5 protein-coding genes are annotated in these 4,272 nt (G+C 71.5%); 2 read left to right on the forward strand and 3 right to left on the reverse strand.

The genetic code is table 11. From position 1 onward, the window contains the following. Positions 1-645, forward strand: a 645-nt coding sequence (locus MFF42_RS10925; RefSeq protein ID WP_238255779.1) for a DMT family transporter, incomplete at its 5' end; no start/stop codon positions are given. A gap of 116 nt (positions 646-761) precedes the next feature. Here the strand turns inward: MFF42_RS10925 and MFF42_RS10930 are convergent. Further along, positions 762-1,493, reverse strand: coding sequence for a response regulator (locus MFF42_RS10930; RefSeq protein ID WP_238255780.1), 732 nt, complete (start codon positions 1,491-1,493; stop codon positions 762-764). 132 nt (positions 1,494-1,625) lie between these two features. Beyond that, the gene (locus MFF42_RS10935; protein ID WP_238255781.1) at positions 1,626-2,171 is read right to left on the reverse strand and encodes a GNAT family N-acetyltransferase; all 546 of its coding nucleotides are present in this window, start codon (positions 2,169-2,171) and stop codon (positions 1,626-1,628) included. A gap of 182 nt (positions 2,172-2,353) precedes the next feature. Here MFF42_RS10935 and MFF42_RS10940 point away from each other — a divergent pair, with 182 nt between their 5' ends. Beyond that, complete coding sequence (locus MFF42_RS10940) at positions 2,354-2,803, forward strand: DUF983 domain-containing protein (protein ID WP_238255782.1); 450 nt, start codon at positions 2,354-2,356, stop codon at positions 2,801-2,803. 81 nt (positions 2,804-2,884) lie between these two features. On the opposite strand, the gene MFF42_RS10945 is transcribed toward MFF42_RS10940, so the two are convergent. Beyond that, positions 2,885-4,272, reverse strand: a 1,388-nt coding sequence (locus MFF42_RS10945; RefSeq protein ID WP_238255783.1) for an L-lactate permease, incomplete at its 5' end; no start/stop codon positions are given.

Below are 4,272 nucleotides of genomic sequence, written 5' to 3' on the forward strand. Positions count from 1 at the left end.
CTCGGCGTGGTGGTCGGCTTTCCCCTGCTCACGGCGCTGGCGCTGCGGCACATCACGTCGGCCCGCTCCATCGTCTTCATCGGCCTGCTGCCGCTCGCCACCGCCCTGTTCGGCCTGCTGCTGCGCGCGGCAGACAGGCCGAAACCCGCCTTCTGGCTGTTCTCGGGCGCGGGCAGCCTGCTCGTCGCGGGCTTCGCCCTGATGCGGAGCGAGGGCGCCGACCCGACGGGCGACGGGCTGATGCTGGGCGCGATCCTGCTGTGCGGCCTCGGCTATGCCGAGGGCGCCCACCTCTCGCGCCGGCTCGGCGGCTGGCAGGTGATCTCCTGGGCGCTCCTGCTCGCCTCCCCCGCCATGGCCGTGCTGGCGCTGGCGACGCTGCCCGAGACGTGGCGCGGGATCGGCCTGCCGGCCTGGGCCGGGCTCGGCTACGTCTCGGTCTTCAGCATGCTGGTCGGCTTCGTGTTCTGGTATCGCGGGCTGGCGCTCGGCGGCATCGCCGGGGTCGGGCAGCTGCAACTGCTCCAGCCTTTCTTCGGCCTGGCGCTCGCCGGCCTCGTGCTGCACGAGCCGGTCGAGGGCACGATGGTCGCGGTCGCCGCCGGGGTGGTGCTGTGCGTCCTCGCCGCGAAACGCTTCGCATGAGGCGGTGTCCGCCTGATCAGAGCGGACACCGTGTCAGCGGGCCCGTGCGGCGCCTGAGCGACGCCCAAATCCGCCATCCCGAGGGGATCGATCGGATTTGGCAGAGGCGGTTCCGTTCAGAAGCCGCCCGCCTGCTCGAAGTCGAGATAGGCGGTCTCGATCACGATCTGCGTGCGGCTGATGACTTCGAGCTTGCGCAGGATCTCGGAGACATGCGCCTTCACGGTCGAGTCGCCGACCTGCAGCTCGTAGGCGATCTGCTTGTTGAGCTTGCCCTGGCGGATCATGCCGAGCACCCGCATCTGCTGCGGGGTCAGGCGGGCGATCCGCTCGGCGATCGGCGCCTTGTCGCCGCCCCGCGCCGGGGCCGGGCTCGCGGCGAGGTCGGGCGGCATGAACAGGGCGCCGCCGAGCACCTCAGAGATCGCCCGGGTCAGGGTCGCCTTGTCGACGGCCTTCGGCACGAAGCCCGCCGCGCCGTGGCGCAGGGCCTCCTGCATCACGCGCGGCTCGGTGACGCCGGAGACGATCAGGATCGGCACGCGGGGAAAGCGCGCCCGGATCGTGGTGAGCCCCTCGAAGCCGGTCACGCCCTGCATCGAGAGGTCGAGCAGGGTCAGGTCGATGGCGGGGTCGCGGGCCAGGATCTCGCAGGCCGCGCGGATGCCGTCGGCCTCGTGCAGCTCCGCCTTCGGAAAGGCCAGGGCGATGGCGCTCGCCAGCGCCTCGCGGAAGAGCGGATGGTCGTCGACGACGAGGAGGCGCAGGGCGTTCGCGGCTTCGAGCGGTGCCGCGGCCCCGGAGGCGCCGTCGAAGTCCGATGCTGGGTGAGCCGTCATCGCGATCATGCCTTCCGGCGGGCCGCGCTCCCCGGCATGCGGCCCCTTTCGCGGACCGTTTTACGGCATTTCGGGCGCCGCCGCTGTCCGTCTTTCGTCTACCGCGCGCCGGGACCCCGCGGACGGCGCGGCCCGACCCGCTCACGCCCCTTCGAGAACGAGCTGGCGCCGGCCGGGACGATGCCCCTCCGAGCCGGTCTCGCGGAAGCCGAGCTTGTGCAACAGGCCCCAGGAGGCGACGTTGCCGGGCCGGCACTCGGCCACGACGACGCGGCGCGGGAAGCGGCGGCGCAGGCACTCGATGGTCGCCGAGACGGCCTCGGCCCCGAAGCCGCGGCCGCGGGCGGCGCCCCCGACCCAGTAGCCGATCTCGACCGCCCCCTCGCCCCGCAGATGCGCGCCGACGACGCCGACGAGCGCGGCGCCTTCCCGGCCGCTCCCGCCGTCGCGGCTCCAGGCGCCGAGGAAGCGGTCGCGCCCGTGCCGGGCGGAGCCGATCAGCGCCTCGGCATCCTCGAGGGTGAAGGGGTCGGCGAGGAAATCGACGGCGCCGAGGATCGCGGGATCGTCGGTCAGATCGCGCAGGGCCGGCGCGTCCCGGTGCGCGAGCGGCGCGATCGACAGCCGCGCGGTCTCGAAGCCGGGCAGGTCGGTCAGGCTGTCGCGGCGGGCGCGGCGGAAGAGCATGGCGGGGCTTTGACGCCTTTGACGCGCGGAAGAGTGGGTAAACGAACGAGGCCGCCCGCCTCATCCATCACATTCCGAGAAATTCTCGGCTCGAAAAAAATCCCCCGGCCCGGCATGGGAGACCTGCGGGCCGGTGCGCGAACCAACGCAGCGGGCACCGGTTGCCCTGCCAGGAGACCCCGATGACCGATAGCCGTGACGAGATCCGGGGTGACACCCGCTTCGAACCCCAGGCGCCGCTGAGCGTCGCCGCGCGCAGCGCCTGCCCGCGCTGCGGCCGCGGCCACCTGTTCAAGGGTTTTCTGGAGATCGCCCCCCGCTGCGATGCCTGCGGGCTCGACTTCTCCTTCGCCGACCCGGCCGACGGCCCGGCCTTCTTCGTGATGATGACCACGGCGATCCCCGCGGTGGCCTTCGGCCTGTGGCTGGAGCTGACCTACGACCCGCCGATCTGGCTCCACTTCGTCCTGACGCTGCCCGTGGTGCTGCTCACCTGCACCCTGCCCTTGCGGTTCTTCAAGGGCTGGCTGGTGGCGAGCCAGTACGTGCACCGGGCCGAGGAGGGACGGCTCGCCCGTCCCGCGGCGCGGCCGGCCGAGGCGACCGGGCCGGACGGTCCCGGCCCGCGCTGAGCGCAAAAGCAAGAGCCCGCCCCGTTCGGCACGGGGCGGGCTCCTGTTACGGGTCGGGCGCCGGGTTTCGGGCGCCGAACGTCAGTGCGCGGGCGCGACGGTCGCCGGCGGGTGGATCACCATCTCGGTGAACGGGTAGACGTAGGCCTGGAGCATCACGAGGCCGCCGACGAGGCAGGCCAGCACGATCGAGTGCCAGAACACGAAGCGCAGGATCTTGCTCTCCTGGCCGAAATAGCCGGTGGCGGTCGAGGCCACGACGATCGACTGGGCGTCGATCATCTTGCCCATCACGCCGCCCGACGAGTTCGCCGAGGCCATCAGGATGCCCGACAGGCCGAGCTGCTCGGAGGTGATCCGCTGCAGTCCGCCGAACAGCACGTTGGAGGCGGTGTCCGACCCCGTCAGCGCGACGCCGAGCCAGCCGAGCAGGGTGCCGAAGAACGGGTAGAGGATACCCGTGCCGGCGAAGGCCAGGCCCAGCGTGGCGTCGACGCCGGCGTAGCGGGTGAGCACGCCGAGGGCGAGCATCGCCGCGATGGTGATGAGCGAGTAGCGCAGCACCCAGATCGTCTCGAAATAGGCGGTGACGAGACGCACCGGCGAGAAGCGCATGATCAGGCCGGAGATGATCGCGGCGAAGAGCACGCCCGTGCCGGTGTAGGACATGTAGGTGAAGTTGAAGATCGCGGCCTCGGCCTTCGGCGCCGCCTCCACGGGCGGCACCTTCATGATCATGTTGTGCAGACCCGGCACCTCGTATTTCCACGAGAAGATCGGGTTCACGATGCCCTTGAACCAGCCGGTGCCCCAGATCGCGACGATGATCGAGAGGATGATCCACGGCACCCAGGCCATCAGGATCTCCTGCGAGGAGGCGGTGCGGCCGCCGAGCTGGACCTTCGGCAGGTCGCCGGGGACGCCCGCGCCGAGGGAGGCCGGACGCGGCTCGCCGTAGCCGATCGACGGGTCGTGGCCGCGCAGGGCCGGCGAGGTCCAGACCTGGGCCGGACGCCAGACCTTCAGGAAGGCGACCAGGGCCGCCATCGAGACCAGCGAGGCGCCGATATCGACGATCCAGGGGTTGATGTAGTTCGAGATCAGGAACTGCGCCGCGGCGAACGAGATGCCGCAGACCGCGATCGGCGGCCAGATCGCCATCATGCCGCGGAAGCCCGCGAACACCCAGATCAGCCAGAACGGCACGATCACCGAGAAGAACGGCAGCTGCCGGCCGATCATCGCGCCGAGCACGTAGGGGTCGTAGCCCGTCACCGAGGCGAGGCCCTGGACGGGCGCGCCGAGCGCGCCGTAGGCCACGGGGGCGGTGTTGGCGATGAGCGACAGGCCCGAGGCCGCCAGCGGCGAGAAGCCGAGGCCGATCAGGATGGCGCCGGTGACGGCCACCGGCGTGCCGAAGCCGCCCGCGCCCTCGAAGAAGGCGCCGAAGGCGAAGGCCACCAGCAGGA

Source organism: Methylorubrum podarium (genome assembly GCF_022179745.1).
GTDB lineage: Bacteria > Pseudomonadota > Alphaproteobacteria > Rhizobiales > Beijerinckiaceae > Methylobacterium > Methylobacterium podarium.